Origin of the sequence: Vagococcus acidifermentans (genome assembly GCF_003987655.1) — a bacterium.
Taxonomy (GTDB): Bacteria; Bacillota; Bacilli; order Lactobacillales; family Vagococcaceae; genus Vagococcus_B; species Vagococcus_B acidifermentans.
Genome location: NZ_NGKC01000002.1, coordinates 1 through 14,945, shown reverse-complemented (window position 1 = coordinate 14,945; position 14,945 = coordinate 1). Strand labels below are relative to the sequence as shown.

The following is a 14,945-nucleotide window of genomic DNA, read 5'->3' as shown; positions in this document are numbered from 1 at the left end:
CCTGCTTATCGTTTCTAAAGTGTCAATTCAATGAGCAAATCGCCAGATTGAATCGGCTCGCCGTCAGTCACATGGACCAGCTTCACAACACCGGCGGTATTGGCATGGATTGTCGTTTCCATCTTCATCGCTTCTGTGACCAGCAGCGCCTGCCCTTTTTCGACTTTGTCGCCATTTTTGACAAGGACTTCCAATACTGAACCGGACATCGTTGCTCCGACGTGTCCTTTATTTGTCGGCTCGGCTTTTTTCTTAAGGACAACGGTCGATTTCACGTTCATGTCTTTGACGACAAATTCTCTGCGCTGTCCGTTCAAATTGAAGAACAACACACGGTTGCCTTCCAAATCTGGTGCGCCGATATCGCTCAATTCTATAATCAATGTTTTGCCTTTTTCGATTCTGACTTCGACTGTTTCGCCGACACGCATCCCTTGGAAGAAGGTCGGTGTATCAAGCACTTCGATGTCAGCAAAGCTCTCATACATCTTAGTATAGTCCAAAAAGACTTGCGGGTACATTAGATAGCTCAGCACTTCCTCGTGTGAAGGCGGGTACCCGACCAGTTTTTCCAGTTCGGCGGCAACTTCGTCAAAATCAACCGGCTCTGTCAGGCTGCCCGGACGCACGTCAATCGACGGCCGTCCGTTCAAGATGATGTCTTTCAATTCATGAGGGAATCCGCCTGTCGGCTGTCCCAGATCACCTTGGAAGAAACTGATGACCGACTCAGGATAACTGAGTTCTCTGCCCCGTGAGAAAATATCTTCCTCTGTCAATTCATTTTGAACCATGAACAGCGCCATGTCGCCAACAACTTTGGAAGACGGCGTCACTTTCACAATGTCGCCAAACATCCGGTTGACTGTCGCATACATGACTTTGATATCATCCCACTTGTCTTCCAGACCAACGGCTTTTGCCTGCTGCTGCAAATTGGAATACTGACCGCCCGGCATTTCATGCAAATAAACTTCTGTCTGCGGTGCGCTGACGCCATTTTCAAACGGAGCATAAAACTCGCGGACGTCTTCCCAATAATGATTGATTTTTTGCACATTTTCAATATTCAATGATGGCGTTCTGACGTCATCTTTCAGCGCATAATACAAACTGCTCATGCTTGGCTGGCTTGTTGCCCCGCTCATAGCACTCATGGCAACATCAACAATATCAACACCCGCCTTAACTGCTGAAGCGTAAGTAAAGATGCCATTGCCGGCTGTGTCATGCGTGTGTAAATGAATCGGTACGTCCACTGTTTCTTTCAACTCGGAAATCAGCCGGTAAGCTGCCTGCGGACGCAGCAAGCCTGCCATATCCTTGATAGCGATGATGTGCGACCCCATTTTTTCAAGTTCTTTAGCCATCTCTTTATAGTAAGCCAAATTGTATTTAGGCCGGCTGTCGTCCATCACATCGCCGGTATAGCAAATGGCTGCTTCAACGATTTTGCCGGTATCGCGCACATACTGAATGCTTTTTTCCATTTGCGGCAGCCAGTTCAAACTATCGAAAATACGGAACACATCAATGCCCTGCTCGGCAGAATGCGTGATAAACTCCTTCAAGACATTGTCCGGATAATTTTGATAGCCCACTGCATTGGAACCTCTAAAAAGCATCTGGAACAATGTGTTCGGCATCAGCTTACGCAGTTTGCGCAGCCGCTGCCATGGATTTTCATTTAGAAAACGGTAAGCGACATCAAATGTGGCGCCGCCCCACATTTCACTTGAAAACAACTCCGGAATCGCTTCATCGGTTTGTTTGGCGATACGTTTAAAATCCGTTGTCCGGACCCGTGTTGCCAAAAGGCTTTGATGGGCGTCTCTGAAGGTCGTGTCTGTCAGCAGCACTTCCTGTTTGTTTTTCACCCAGTCGACAACGGCATCCGGCCCTTGACTGTCCAAAATATTTTTAGCTGTCACAACATCCTGTTTCAGCACCAGATTTTTCGGCAGACGGGCAGCATGCTTAAATTTCTTCTCAGTCTTTTCAATTCCCGGAAAACCATTGACTGTTACTTCGCCGATGTATTTCATCGTTTTATTGCCCCGGTCGCGCACACGGCTGAATACAAACAATTCAGGCGAACTGTCAATAAAGGTCGTCTTGGCGTCTCCGGTCCGAAATTCCGAGTGGGAAATCACGTTGGCCAGAAACGGGACGTTCGTTTTGACGCCGCGAATCCGGAATTCTTTCAACGCACGCAGCATTTTTTGAATCGTAGCATCAAATGTGATGGCATGAGTACACACCTTTACAAGCAGTGAATCAAAATAAGGTGTCACGACCGCACCGGAGAAGGCATTCCCCACGTCCAGTCTGATACCGTAACCGCCCGGTGACCGGTAGGTGTCGATTTTGCCGGTATCAGGCATGAAGTCATTCAGCGGGTCTTCCGTCGTAATCCGGCACTGGATAGCATAGCCGTGGATGCGCAAATCTTCCTGCTGAGGAATACCGATATCTTTGTGCAAATCATCTCCCATGGCAATGCGCAGTTGTGCCATGACAATATCAACATCGGTAATCAGCTCTGTAATGGTATGCTCTACCTGCACGCGCGGGTTCACTTCAATAAAATAAAAATCCTGATCGTCTACCAGAAACTCGACTGTGCCGGCATTGACGTAACCGACATGCGTCATCAGCTGGACAGCTGCCTGACAGATTTTCTCGCGCATGGTGTCATCCATGGACACGCACGGCGCTACTTCCACAACTTTTTGGTGGCGCCGCTGGACAGAGCAGTCCCGTTCAAACAAATGAATCACGTTGCCGTGTGTGTCTCCCAAAATCTGCACTTCGATATGTTTCGGGTTGTCGATATAACGTTCGACATACACTTCATCACTGCCGAAAGCTGCCTTGGCTTCGCTTTTCGCCCTTTCATAACCTTCAACGGCTTCTTCAGCATTGCGTGCCACACGCATGCCGCGGCCGCCGCCGCCCAATGCGGCTTTAATCATCAGAGGATAACCGTGCTGGTTCCCGAAGGAAACCACTTCGTCGGCTGAGGCAACCGGTCCGTCCGAGCCGGGTATCGACTGGACACCGGCAGCTATGGCCGCTTCTTTGGCTTTGATTTTATCGCCGAAAATATCCAAATGGTGTAATGAAGGTCCGATAAAAATCAGGCCTTCTTGTTCACAACGTCTTGCGAACTCCAAGTTTTCTGATAAAAATCCGTACCCTGGATGAATGGCTTCGGCTCCCGAATCTTTTGCGATTCTGATAATATCTTCGATATCCAGATAGGCTTCAATCGGCTTTTTCCCTTTTCCAACAAGGTAAGCTTCGTCAGCTTTGAAGCGGTGGACAGAGTTCTCATCCTCCGCAGCATAAATCCCGACGGTGGTGATATTCATCTCCGTACACGCACGAAACACCCGGATAGCAATCTCACCGCGATTGGCTACTAAAACTTTTTTCATCACACTCATCCTCCTAATTAATCCCGAGAGTTCAACAATTGTTTATTCTCCTGAAATGTCGTCTTCAGCATCTCGATTTGACGATAGTGCTGGCGACGCTTTTCATCAGCACTGATGTTCAGGGCAAAGCCGACAGCTATCGACAACACAATCAAACTTGAGCCGCCCTGACTCAAAAACGGAAACGTCACGCCTGTCAGCGGAATAATGCCGGCGATGCCGCCCACGTTGACAAACGTTTGAATCAGAATCATACTGCCGATACCGATACACATCAGCGAGTTGAATGCATTTTTCGAGCGGATACCGATCAGAAAAATACGTAAAATTAAAAACAGCAGCAGCCCCAGCAGAACAAGCGCAATCAGCAGACCCAATTCTTCAATCACAATTGAAAACATGAAGTCAGTCTGGGCTTCAGGAAGAAACCCTTTTTTCTGAATGCTGTTGCCTATTCCCCGACCAAACCAGCCGCCGTTATTAATCGCATAATAAGAATTGATCATTTGCAGACCATTGTTCAGGGGGTCCGAAAAAGGATTGACAAACGTTTCAAAACGCCGATAGATGTATTTCAGTCTACCCGGGAAAAAAATCCCCCTTGTCAAAACAATCAGCTGAACCATGATAAAACTTAACACCACACCCCCGCCGCCGACGACCAGCGTGTACATATAGTTGACACCGCTGGCAAGCAGCATAATGAGCGTAATCAGCACTAAAATTGCCGCACCGCCGAAATCCGGCTGGATGAGGACTAAGAAAATCAGTCCGCTGACCAGGACAATCGGCTTTAAGGTTGCCTCTTTAAAATGCTGGTTAATCATATCTTGGCGTCTGGCAAGAATGTAAGCCAAATACCAGACGACCATGATTTTCAAAAATTCAGCCGGCTGGATACGCACTGGACCAAGACTCAGCCAGCCCATTGCACCACCAGCTCTTGAACCAAGACTTGTAAAACGCGTCAGAAGCAACATAAAACTAATGACTGCAATAGCAAACATGATAAAGCGCCGGTTTTGAAAGACAGACACTTTCATTTTATAAATAAACATCACAGCAACCAGTCCCACGACGAGATAAGCTGCCTGTCTGATTGCCGCCGACGCCGGATTGGCACCATCCTGCATCAGTTTATACGAGCTGGCACTGTATACCATGATGATACCGACAATCGACAGTATCAAATAAGGAATCAGCAAACCATAATCTAAATAAAAACGCTTTTTGACCTTTTTGGGCAAAGCGTGCACATCCTCTCATTACTAACTCTAAACTTTTCTATCCTTTTTGTTCATCATAAACTTCATTATAAATGTCACTGTATACTTCGTTTAATTCCTTTTCCAAATCAACCATCAGCTGATGCCCTTCAGCCTGTGTAATGATACCTATCTTGACCGCAAACTCCACCTGCTTGGAAAAACCGTACATTTGCGTGTCGATAACCTCTTCAAAGGCTTTGCATTGGGCAATACACTGGTGGTTCTGCTGATTGCTCACCAGGTTTTTAATCCGTTCAGCGTCTTTGTACAAAATGGCAACTGCTTCTTCAACTGGAATAAGATTACTCATCGGGATGCCCTCCTTTAGTTTATCCATTATATCATAAAAAAAATCTTTTTTAATAGTTTCTGGAAATTTTTAAAGACACTTACTATTTTAAAAGCCTTTAGCGCACTGCTGCACTAAAGGCTTTCTTTGCCAAATGATTGATAGCGCTTTTATTTACAAGGGCTCAACATACTGGCGCTGAGATACTTTTCCCTCGGCAATGTCGGCGTGTTTAAAACAGCTGTAACACTCAAGCTCCGCACTACCGATAAACTCCAGCCAGTATCCGTCCTGATGCTCAATGTGCACCACGACATGCTCAATCCCGCAATGATGCGTGACTGCAATGGGACTGAAAGGTTCGCCGTCTCCTGTCAGCACATGAACCAGACTGGCTGCGCAGACCGCCGTACCGCTAGGGCGTGTCAGACCTAGTCCAGGCTCAAAGGTTTTTAAAGACAGTTCAGAAGGGCTTGTCCGTAAAATAAAACTGACACTGACCCCTTCTGGAAACAACTGGTCATCACGGTTGGCTCTTTCGCCGATTCTTGCCAAATCAGCATCTAAAAAATCGGCCTCTTCCACAAACGAAAGCACATGCGGAGCAGGTGTCGCAATGGCAATAAACAGATGGTCGGCTGACAATTCCGGAATAGGCTCATTGATCAGCGTTAATTTTTGACGATAATTCATCGGCAGCGTCTTCAATTGGAAACTGACCGGTTCTATTTGAATACGGAACGATTGTCTATTATTAGATAGCGATGTGTGCTTTTTCACAAACAAATCAGCATGCATGCAGCGGATATGAAACTCGTCCAGTTGATGCTTCCGCGACAGATAGGTTGCGGCAACTTGCAGACCATGTCCGTCTAAGCGGACTTCCTTTCCACTCTGATGAATAAAACGCACCTTGGCAAGGGAATAATGGTTATCCGCCGGTTCCACGACCAGCAGACTTTTGACGCCTGACTTTTTACAGCCATGCGAAAGGCATAACTGTTCACTCAACAACATGATGTCCTCATCAGACAAAGGGCGGGACAATTTTGCCTGATCAAGCAGATAATAGTCCATCATGGCACTCCGGGCTTTGAGCAACTGCACCTTCATTTCAGAAAGACACTCCATTCTTTGACTTTATTCTAATGAAAAGGTGAAAGAATTACATTCTTTCACCTTTAACTTCATCCTTATTTGGCAGCATCATAACGTTTGTTAACTTCATCCCAGTTAACAACATTCCAGAATGCTTTGATATAATCTGGTCTGACGTTGCTGTATTTCTTATAGTATGCATGCTCCCACACATCAAGACCCAAAACAGGTGTTTTGCCTTCTGTCAGAGGAGAATCCTGATTTGCAGTGGACATGATTTCCAATTTGCCGTCATTGACAACTAGCCACGCCCAGCCGGAGCCGAAACGCCCTGTTGCAGCCGCAGTAAATTGCTCTTTAAATGCATCAAAACTTCCAAATGCTTCATCAATTGCAGCCTTGATTTCACCAGTTGGTTCACCGCCGGCATTTGGTGCCATGATTTGCCAGAAAAAGCTGTGGTTTGCGTGTCCGCCGCCATTGTTGCGAACAGCAGTCCGAATGTCTTCTGGAACATTGGCCAGGTCTGCAACCAGCTCGTCAATTGATTTAGACCCCAGTTCTGGATGTTTTTCAATCGCAGCATTCAAGTTAGTCACATAAGTATTATGATGCTTCTCATGGTGAAGATGCATAGTCAACTCGTCAATGTGCGGCTCTAGGGCATCATAAGCGTATGGTAGATCTGGTAAGTTGTAAGTCATTTAAAAGCCTCCTAAAAGTTTATAGTTATGGTCGTTCACAAATCAACTATACCATTAAAAAAAAATATTTTCAAAAAAACCGCCTAACATTTAGTGACTTTAAAAACTTGTATTACTCCTTTAAACAGTTTAGAATGGAAGATATGTCGTAAATTATATCGAAGGAGTAGCTATGAGCAATTTTCAACTATTTAAAGCAGCTTTTATTAAGCCGCGCATGCTATATTATGCCAGTCAGAAAAAGCTGCCCAGAGTCTTTCTTTACATGTTATTTCTCAGTCTTGTCATGAGTTTGCCGATGGTGAACCAGTCCTACAAATTTTTCCAGACATTACAGCAAGACGGTGAAAAAATTGTAAAAAAGCTGCCTGAGTTCAGCATTACTGATAATCAGTTGACCACCAGCGAAAAAGACGCCGGATTTATTTACCAGTCGAATACAGTCGTCTTTACGTTTGATCCGGACGGGAAACGTACGAAAAAAGAAATCGAAGCCGATATCAGCGACTTGACATTCGGGATTGCCTTTTTAAAAGAAGAATTCGTTCTGGTTCTGCCGACGCTCAACAGTTCCAGCGAACTGCTTGATACAAATGTCATCAGTTTTCCCTATTCTGCACCGCAGATGAGCGATGTGGACAAAGCTTTTTTAACAGATGTCCTGACATCCAAAAACAATAACTTGATGATTATCGGTGTGACATTCTTAATCGCCATCTGGATTGTTTTCTTCAGCTTTCTATTCAATATGCTGATACTGACCTTTATCACTAACTTATACAGCAAGTTTAAAGTGAAGGGGTTGCGATACATTGATAATTTTAAAATCACTGTTTACTGCGCAACTTTGCCGGTTTTTTTGATTACTGTATTGCAGCTGTTGATGCCGACGCTGAATGTCAAAAATTTTATTCTCGTACTCACACTCTTTATGTACTTTAGAATTTTTGGCCCGCCGCTCATGACCGGAAACAATCCGCCGCCGGAAAACAAATAAAAAATGTCGCCGTCAAACCGGATTGACAATGCTGATTTTCTACCCAAGCCGTTTGCCTGGGTAGATTTTTTTTGCTTTGATTATAAGTTATAAGATAGACGTTAGCCTAGTTTGGCATTCAATCGTGTGTGATACAGAAGCTGTACAACCTAAAAAAAACGGAGAAGGAAAGCTGCTCCTTACTCCGTTTTAACAAGGTGTTCTTTTAAATCAACGATTCATAACCGCATTACTTATTAATCTGTGTATACAGATAAGTCGGCTCTTCCTGTCCTTCTGCCACATCGACCGTCAAAAGATACGGACCGAAGAACCAGTCATCAGCCTCTTCGAAAAAATAAGAAATGCCTGCTTCGGTTACCACGACAGAAGGATTTTCTGGTTGAGCAATGGCCACTCCTGTAGAAAAACCAACATGGGCATTTGTTGAACCGCCATATTTTCCAAAAAAGCGTACCCCGTCGCCGGCCTCTAATCCCATTTCATCAGCAAACCATTTCTGTGCACGTGCTGTCACTGTCAACTCCGCCATAATTTACCCCCTATTTGTCATTCAATTTATTCTAACATAAAAAAAAAGAAAACAGCGTATTAATGCTCGCTGTTTTCTACTCCATACTGTTGTCAAACAGTTCCACGTCTTCATTCGTCCCCACCACAAGCAGGACATCATCTTCAAGAATCCTCTCGTCTGCCGCTGGGGAAACGATGAGTTTTTTCTTGCCTCTTCTGATTGCTACAATCGTCAGATTAAAATTTTGACGGAAATTGATTTCACCGATTGTCCGGTCAAAAAATGCCCGGTTCGTCATCACGACCTCAGCCAGTGTATAATCTTCTGACAATTCGATAAAGTCAAGAATGTTCTTGGACGTTAATTTGTGTGCCAGACGAATCCCCATGTCTCTCTCCGGGTGGACGACAACATCCGCACCGATTTTTTCCAAAACCCGTGCATGATACTCATTCTGTGCTTTAGCCGTGATTCTCGGCACGCCCATCTCTTTGGCCATTAACGTCACCAAAATACTCGCCTGGATGTCTTCGCCAATCGCAATGATGACGTGATCAAAATTTCTAAGTCCCAGTGACCTCAGCGTGATTTCATCCTGAGCATTGGCCACGACCGCATGAGTGGCAATATTCATGTATTCGTTGACCCGGTCCTCGTCATTGTCGATTGCCAGCACTTCCTGGTCCGATTCAATCAAGGTGCGGCAGACACTGCCGCCAAAACGTCCTAATCCAATAATTGCAAAAGTTTTTCTCATGACACTTTCTCCATTCACACTACATTAATAAAAATTATTTCACAATGCCATTTTTAAACGCATAAATCGCTGCCTGCGTCCGGTCTTCCACATCCAGCTTGGATAAAATATTCGACACATGCGTTTTGACAGTTTTCAGCGTGATGAAGAGCTCGTCTGCGATTTCCTGGTTGCTTTTACCTTCAGAAATCAGCAGCAAAATCTCCCGTTCACGATTGGTGAGATCTTCATGCAGTTCATGCTGATTTTTCTTCGTCAGCCGCTCCATCATTTTACTGGTCACTTCCGGTTCCAGCACTTTTTCGCCCCGATAAGTCGCACGAATCGCATTGGCAATTTCTTTGGCTGATGAGGTTTTCAACAAGTAGCCGGCTGCTCCCGCTTCGATAGCCGGATACACTTTTTCATCGTCAATAAAACTGGTAACAATCAATATTTTTGCTTCCGGCCAATCAAGCAGTATTTTTTTGGTGGACTCGATACCGTCCATCACATCCATAACCAAATCCATCAAGATAATATCCGGGCGCAGATCAAGCGCCTTCTCATATCCTTCCAACCCGTTAACTGCTTCGCCAACAACTTCAATATCTGATTGAATAGACAAATAGGATGAAACACCTAAGCGTACCATCTCATGATCATCTACCAATAGCACTTTAATCATTTTCTCCATTCTCCCCTATCACTGGTACCTTGATTTCAACACTTGTCCCTTGTCCTTCGAAGCTGACGATTCGGTGTGTACCGCCCATTCCTGTCACACGTTCACCGATGTTGTTCAAACCGTAACTACCGACTTTTTTTTGTGTCATATCAAAGCCGATACCATCGTCAACCACGCGAAGCAATACAATATTTTCCACTCTATTCAAATAGACTTCCAGCGTGCTGGCTTTAGCATGGCGCAGCGCATTCGACAGCAGCTCTTGGACGATTCGAAACAAATGATCCTCGATGCCGCTTTCCAGATGGACGTCTTCGATATCCCAAATCAATTTGATATTGATTTTTGACTGCAGCTCGACCAGAAGCTGCTTAATGCCTTGTTTTAATGACTTTCCTTCAAGATTAATCGGGCGCAGATGCAAAAGCAGCGCACGCATCTCTGATTGCGACGTATTGATGATGCTTCCGACCATTTCCAGCTGTTTTCGCAGCGGTTCGGGAATATCGCTGTCTTCTGCCGCTTCATTCAACGCAGACAACATCATCGTTGCGGCAAACAGCTGCTGACTGACCGAGTCATGCAGCTCTCTGGCAAGGCGGTGGCGCTCAGCCTGAAGGATATCTTCCTTTGATTCCCCGTCCACCATTTGCGGCTGTTTGCTGTAGTATTGCAGGTCCTTTGACATACTCGTCATTTTCACTCGAATATCAGTGATTGCCTGTTCGATTTGCATGAGATATTCATTATCTGTGTCGTTGAAATACTGCCTCTCCAATAACGGGCTGTCATAATTACCTGAAACAAGCAATTGTAATTTTTCTTCTATTCTACCATAGGTCTGACGTCTGACAAAATACATAATCAGCATGACCATGCCGCTCACCACAACCGCAATCAGCAGCACATAAACGATAATCGGCACCATCACCATTTTGGTCGTGAACAGCTCCATCAGCCACTTTTTTTGGTGCTTGGCATAAAAATAAGAATATAAGGTCACAATCAGCACCAGAAAAGTCAGCAGGAACGTATAGAGAAACATCAGCCACTGATTCCGATTCATCATACGCGAATCACCTCAATATCACCGAACAGTGTATTGGTGATGATCTTCAGCCGGCGCGGTGCATCATCATAATCATCGGAAAAAATCTTGATGGATTCATTTCTCAAATGATAGACTTTTTTCTGAAAAACAACATCTCCGGCAATGGATGAATGTTCCAGCATGATACCAATACCTGTAGGCACCAAAATCCTCGTCCGGCCCAATCCTTTACGAATCAAAATCACATTGTCTTCTTTGGGTAAGAGCGTATTGCCTAAATCGACAATTGTATCCCCTGATAAGATAGACATATTGATGTCATCCCACTCATATGTGTTGCTGCCGATGCGGGTATTACCAAACCACTTTCTCTTAAAGCGCCGCCCGTTTTTCAAATCGCTTTCCGTCGTATTGACAATTACCATTTTTTTCTTATTCCAAGGAATGCCGCTAAACAGTGCAACGCCGGACACTTCCACCCCCTTCAAGCCAATGAAGAGAACAGCAAAAATAATCATCAGCCAAAAAGCCGGTGTGTTGAATAAGCACAATAGAATGACTACCGCGCTCGCCACCCTTTGAAACTGATTGAATGATGTTTGACGTACTTTTTTTAAGGCATAAACCAGATTAATAACAGAAAAAATCAATAAGATAAGAATCGGCACGTTATTCAGGAGCTGGCTCAGTGCCCATAGACCAAGCAGCAATTCTCCTATGATAAAAAATCTCCATGAGCTTTCCATTTAGTATGCTCCTTTTCCACGAACTTTCATACTTAAGTATAAGCAACTTGACCTTTAAAAAGCAACGCCCCAAGGTCGAAGTTGGACTACGACTTTAGTCTGATTTAAAAAAAAGTTATGCCGTGACAGCATAACTTAGGAAATTTTTAAAATTTGAACGTTCATGTCCCCGCCTGGTGTGCTGATGGTGATTTCTTCATTAATTTTTCTGCCGATTAGCGCTTTGGCGATAGGCGAATCATTTGAAATCTTTCCAGAAAACGGGTCGGCCTCCGCACTCCCGACAATTGTATACTGTTCTTCTTCGCCGTCAGGCAGTTCCATAAACGTCACCGTCCGACCAAGAGAAACCGTATCTTTATCGACTGCATTGTTGTCGATAATCTGCGCGAACCGAATCATGTTTTCCAACGTCGTGATGCGGCCTTCCACAAAAGCTTGTTCGTCTTTTGCTGATTCATACTCTGAATTTTCGGATAAATCGCCAAAACTGCGGGCAACTTTGATGCGCTCCACAATTTCCTTCCGCTTAACTGTTTTTAATTCTTCCAGTTCTCTTTCCAGTTTTTCTTTGCCTTCTATTGTCATTGGATATACTTTTTCCATTTGGTTCTCACTTCTCCTTAAAACTTTTATGACAAACATAAAATGAATAGCTTTTCCAAGTTCTCTTGGAAAAGCTTTCACATTCTCTAACATTCAACAGAATAACACGTTATTGTTGAAAAGTAAATAGCTTAAACGAGGATTATTTTATCTTTTATCGTCAATATATTGCTTTTTCTGATCAAGATGTTCCTCGTATGTCTTCGCATAATAGACATTGCCGTCTGTCACATCTGCCAGGAAGTACAAGTAGTCATTATACTCCGGATTCAACACTGCTTGAATCGCTGCTTCGCTGGGACTGTTAAACGGGCCCGGCCCGGTCCCTTTGTTGATGTACAGATTATACGGCGAGTCGGTTTGAGTGTCCTTGTTTGACAAGTGGACCTTGTGTTTTTCCATTGCATACAAGACGGAAATGTCCGACTGCAGCGGCATGTCCATATCCAGACGGTTGAAGAAGACTTGCGCAATATTGCGTCTGTCCTCGTCGCTGACACCTTCCTTCTCCACCAGAGAAGCCAATGTCAAAACTTGCTGAGTAGACAATTTCTTTGTCTGATGAATTTCATCAAGTTGTGTTTGGTATTGTGACAAGACATTGTTCGTCTTGACCACCATCTGCTCAACCAGATCCTCCAACTTGCCTTCCTTGTAATAGTTATACGTAGCAGGAAACAGATACCCTTCAAGACGGTAGCGCACATCTTTGGCACTTTTGGCACTCATCAACAGCTCAGGGTATTTGCCAGCCAGTGTATTGAAGTATTTTTCATCCTTCATCAAATTCAGAAAATCATCACGCGTCACATCTGTCTTTTTTGCAAACAAATCAGCAATTTCACTGATTGAGTACCCTTCCGGAATCGTCAAGCGGGCATCAGCCAAAGCTTCCGGTTCATCGGTGCCGCCTTCTTTCAGCATCTGCGTGATTTCTTTCAGCGTCATATTAGGCGCCATTTGATAAAAACCTGCCTGAAAGTCTGAAAGGTTATTGGTTTTCACATAATAGCTGAAGACAAGACCACTTTTGATGACCTTGCTTTGTTCAAGAATTTGACCGATGTCCTTACTGGTGCTGCCAAGCGGCACTTCCACCTGAACCAGTTTTTTATTGGACGTATCCAGAGGTTCCAGTCCTGCTTTGAAGTAGCGGTAACCGGTAAAGGCGGCTATAAGCAAAGTCACAATCAAAACAGTGACAACCGCGCCGACAATTTTACGAACCACTCGGTTTTCGCGCTCACGTTCCTGATATTGCTCGCGCGAGCGGCGCTTTCGGGACATTTGCGTATCATGCTGATCTTTATTTGTCATAGTGTTTTATGTACTCCTTGGTTTACTGAAAATATCTTCTGCATTATATCACATTTTGCAGAAAAAGGTAGCTATTGTCAGGATAAATCAATGTTACATCAGAAATAAGTCCAAGTTAAAATACAGTTATGAATTTTTTGCTCTTACTTTCCGATTCTTTTTAGACAATAACCGTTTTAAGTTGTAGCGGATTAAACCTTCCTTATTATACATGAAATCGCTTGGAAATAAAAATATATTTTAATTATGCCTGTTTAATACGTCATTAACCGCTTTTTCGCGTCACCTTACGAACCGTCTGCCAGCATGTCCGGAACAATTTGGCCCAGTTGACACTTGACAATCCGGCTGTCAGCACAACACTCAACAAAATAACAATTAAAAAAGTCCATGAGTTAAACGGCAAAGACGCCACATCTTTGGAACGCAGCCCCTTGACCACAAACCCATGCAGCAAATACGTATACAGCGTGTTTTGCCCCCACTTGGTAAAAACATATCTTTTGCGGGGTACAAAGGTAAAAAAGGCAAATATAGCGCATAAACTCATTGTATAAACCAACAAACGGACAACGCCGCCGACTTCCGGGTTCTCCAAAAAATGGTCATATGGCTGCGAGCCAAAAAACCAGTATTTATTTGCTTGTTCCAAGCGTCTGATGATGTTGCCCAGCAATAAAAAAATCGCCAGCCCATAAAAAATCATGCGCCGTTGCCGGACGCGTTGAAATTGTGCTGGAGTCGCATAAAATCCCAGTAGAAAAAAAGGGAAAAATACAATCGTCCGCGACAAGCTTAAAAAACTGTCAATGCCGTCTGCATAGCCGGCCAGCATGCCAAAAGAAAATGCCAAAAAAAGACCGAGCACCGGCTGTATGTTGCCGAAAACCAATAGCAGCAGCTGCCAGAAAAACATACTCAGCAAAAACCAAAGCGACCACTTCGGATTAAACAGAGATAGGTGTACGCGGCTGTCCAAATTAATCAGCACATTGAATAAACTGTAAATAATCTGAAAGCAGATATAAGGAAAAAGCAGTTTTTTTACAAGCTCCCGATAATAGCCCTTCCGTGCATAATGTTTTGAAAAATACCCGGATATCAGAACAAAGGCGGGCATATGAAACGTATAAATAAAGTAATACACATCCTCCAGTACGCCGTGTGTTGCGACAAAAGGCTGAATCAGGTGTCCAAATATCACCAGAAAGATAAGAATAAGTTTGGCGTTGTCAAAATAAGGGTCACGCGCTGCTTGTTTATCTGACACAAAATCCCTCCTGTTAAATTATCATATCCTTTTCTGCATTTAAACGCAATATATGATATCAACAGCGATTTCTTGCGATTAAAGTCACTCAAACAGTAAATATCCACCCGTGAAAACGGGTGGCTTTTTAACAGCCCTAGAAGGGCTCACCACTCGCTAGCCCCTTAAAAGGGGCTTTTCAAATGACCACCAACCGCTCACAGCCTTATCTCTTTTTAATT

At 44.2% G+C, this 14,945-nt stretch carries 14 protein-coding genes; 1 reads left to right on the top strand and 13 read right to left on the bottom strand.

All coding sequences use genetic code 11. From position 1 onward, the window contains the following. Positions 1-14 precede the first annotated feature (14 nt). From CBF27_RS02240 to CBF27_RS02220, 5 genes are all read right to left on the bottom strand, one after another. On the bottom strand, positions 15-3,440 hold the full coding sequence (locus tag CBF27_RS02240) for a pyruvate carboxylase (RefSeq protein WP_126811989.1): 3,426 nt from the start codon (positions 3,438-3,440) through the stop codon (positions 15-17). 17 nt (positions 3,441-3,457) lie between these two features. Beyond that, entirely contained in the window at positions 3,458-4,687 is a 1,230-nt protein-coding gene (locus tag CBF27_RS02235; protein ID WP_126811987.1) for an FtsW/RodA/SpoVE family cell cycle protein, read from the bottom strand. A gap of 37 nt (positions 4,688-4,724) precedes the next feature. Further along, on the bottom strand, positions 4,725-5,018 hold the full coding sequence (locus CBF27_RS02230; RefSeq protein ID WP_126811985.1) for an Fpa/YlaN family protein: 294 nt from the start codon (positions 5,016-5,018) through the stop codon (positions 4,725-4,727). Positions 5,019-5,171: 153 nt separating this feature from the next. Further along, entirely contained in the window at positions 5,172-6,110 is a 939-nt protein-coding gene (locus CBF27_RS02225; RefSeq protein ID WP_126811983.1) for a diaminopimelate epimerase, read from the bottom strand. Between the two features lie 80 nt (positions 6,111-6,190). After that, positions 6,191-6,799: a superoxide dismutase gene (locus tag CBF27_RS02220; RefSeq protein ID WP_126811981.1), complete on the bottom strand. Its 609-nt coding sequence runs from the start codon at positions 6,797-6,799 to the stop codon at positions 6,191-6,193. A gap of 172 nt (positions 6,800-6,971) precedes the next feature. Between CBF27_RS02220 and CBF27_RS02215 the strand changes: the two genes are divergently transcribed. Next, positions 6,972-7,796: a DUF1189 domain-containing protein gene (locus CBF27_RS02215; protein WP_126811979.1), complete on the top strand. Its 825-nt coding sequence runs from the start codon at positions 6,972-6,974 to the stop codon at positions 7,794-7,796. Between the two features lie 229 nt (positions 7,797-8,025). Here the strand turns inward: CBF27_RS02215 and CBF27_RS02210 are convergent, their stop codons facing one another. From CBF27_RS02210 to CBF27_RS02175, 8 genes are all read right to left on the bottom strand, one after another. Continuing rightward, positions 8,026-8,328 (bottom strand): HesB/YadR/YfhF family protein, encoded by a 303-nt coding sequence (locus CBF27_RS02210; RefSeq protein WP_126811977.1) that lies wholly within the window; start codon positions 8,326-8,328, stop codon positions 8,026-8,028. A 76-nt stretch (positions 8,329-8,404) separates the two neighbouring features. Continuing rightward, positions 8,405-9,067, bottom strand: coding sequence for a potassium channel family protein (locus tag CBF27_RS02205; protein ID WP_126811975.1), 663 nt, complete (start codon positions 9,065-9,067; stop codon positions 8,405-8,407). 34 nt (positions 9,068-9,101) lie between these two features. Then, on the bottom strand, positions 9,102-9,734 hold the full coding sequence (locus tag CBF27_RS02200) for a response regulator transcription factor (RefSeq protein WP_126811973.1): 633 nt from the start codon (positions 9,732-9,734) through the stop codon (positions 9,102-9,104). Beyond that, on the bottom strand, positions 9,727-10,803 hold the full coding sequence (locus CBF27_RS02195) for a sensor histidine kinase (protein WP_126811972.1): 1,077 nt from the start codon (positions 10,801-10,803) through the stop codon (positions 9,727-9,729). The genes CBF27_RS02200 and CBF27_RS02195 overlap by 8 nt, the downstream gene beginning before the upstream one ends. After that, the gene (gene liaF, locus CBF27_RS02190; protein WP_126811970.1) at positions 10,800-11,531 is read right to left on the bottom strand and encodes a cell wall-active antibiotics response protein LiaF; all 732 of its coding nucleotides are present in this window, start codon (positions 11,529-11,531) and stop codon (positions 10,800-10,802) included. Before liaF ends, CBF27_RS02195 begins: the two co-directional genes overlap by 4 nt. A gap of 135 nt (positions 11,532-11,666) precedes the next feature. After that, on the bottom strand, positions 11,667-12,137 hold the full coding sequence (gene greA, locus CBF27_RS02185) for a transcription elongation factor GreA (RefSeq protein ID WP_126811968.1): 471 nt from the start codon (positions 12,135-12,137) through the stop codon (positions 11,667-11,669). Positions 12,138-12,284: 147 nt separating this feature from the next. Continuing rightward, positions 12,285-13,454 (bottom strand): endolytic transglycosylase MltG, encoded by a 1,170-nt coding sequence (gene mltG / locus CBF27_RS02180; RefSeq protein WP_126811967.1) that lies wholly within the window; start codon positions 13,452-13,454, stop codon positions 12,285-12,287. Between the two features lie 265 nt (positions 13,455-13,719). Beyond that, complete coding sequence (locus CBF27_RS02175) at positions 13,720-14,724, bottom strand: acyltransferase family protein (RefSeq protein ID WP_126811965.1); 1,005 nt, start codon at positions 14,722-14,724, stop codon at positions 13,720-13,722. Positions 14,725-14,945: the final 221 nt, after the last annotated feature.

Coding starts and splice junctions, on each gene's coding strand:
- CBF27_RS02225 (WP_126811983.1), bottom strand. CDS start 6,110: ATGAAGGTGCAGTTGCTCAAAGCCCGGAGTGCCATGATGGACTATTAT.
- CBF27_RS02200 (WP_126811973.1), bottom strand. CDS start 9,734: ATGATTAAAGTGCTATTGGTAGATGATCATGAGATGGTACGCTTAGGT.
- CBF27_RS02215 (WP_126811979.1), top strand. CDS start 6,972: ATGAGCAATTTTCAACTATTTAAAGCAGCTTTTATTAAGCCGCGCATG.
- CBF27_RS02220 (WP_126811981.1), bottom strand. CDS start 6,799: ATGACTTACAACTTACCAGATCTACCATACGCTTATGATGCCCTAGAG.
- CBF27_RS02205 (WP_126811975.1), bottom strand. CDS start 9,067: ATGAGAAAAACTTTTGCAATTATTGGATTAGGACGTTTTGGCGGCAGT.
- CBF27_RS02195 (WP_126811972.1), bottom strand. CDS start 10,803: ATGATGAATCGGAATCAGTGGCTGATGTTTCTCTATACGTTCCTGCTG.
- CBF27_RS02230 (WP_126811985.1), bottom strand. CDS start 5,018: ATGAGTAATCTTATTCCAGTTGAAGAAGCAGTTGCCATTTTGTACAAA.
- mltG (WP_126811967.1), bottom strand. CDS start 13,454: ATGACAAATAAAGATCAGCATGATACGCAAATGTCCCGAAAGCGCCGC.
- CBF27_RS02210 (WP_126811977.1), bottom strand. CDS start 8,328: ATGGCGGAGTTGACAGTGACAGCACGTGCACAGAAATGGTTTGCTGAT.
- CBF27_RS02240 (WP_126811989.1), bottom strand. CDS start 3,440: ATGAAAAAAGTTTTAGTAGCCAATCGCGGTGAGATTGCTATCCGGGTG.
- greA (WP_126811968.1), bottom strand. CDS start 12,137: ATGGAAAAAGTATATCCAATGACAATAGAAGGCAAAGAAAAACTGGAA.
- liaF (WP_126811970.1), bottom strand. CDS start 11,531: ATGGAAAGCTCATGGAGATTTTTTATCATAGGAGAATTGCTGCTTGGT.